Raw genomic sequence first — 280 nt, 5'->3', positions numbered from 1 at the left:
ATCCGGTTAAATAATTCATAGCCCCTGATAAGTGGCTTTTTTTTGTTTGTATGGTAAATTAGTTTATATTTTTTTTTTGAGAATAGAATTGGAATTTTTATATGAGTACGGCCTGTTTTTTGCCAATACGGTGACTTTTGTGATAGCTGTTGCTGCTATTATTTTAATCAGTGTAGCTGCAGCGGCAAAGCCTAAAAGTAAAAATGGGGAAATTCAGATTGATGATATATCAGAGCAACTTGATGATTTAAATAATAATTTTATCGAAAGTACTTTATCT

1 pseudogene is annotated in these 280 nt (G+C 30.7%); it reads left to right on the top strand.

Annotated features, from left to right (window positions below):
* Positions 1–88 precede the first annotated feature (88 nt).
* Positions 89–280 (top strand): annotated as a pseudogene (locus CWB85_RS22320) (protease SohB); the annotation flags it as partial.

Source organism: Pseudoalteromonas sp. S1727 (assembly GCF_005886375.1).
Classification (GTDB): Bacteria; Pseudomonadota; Gammaproteobacteria; order Enterobacterales; family Alteromonadaceae; genus Pseudoalteromonas; species Pseudoalteromonas haloplanktis.
The sequence above is the reverse complement of the archived record's forward strand: the minus strand, read 5'-3'. Positions and strand labels throughout refer to the sequence as shown.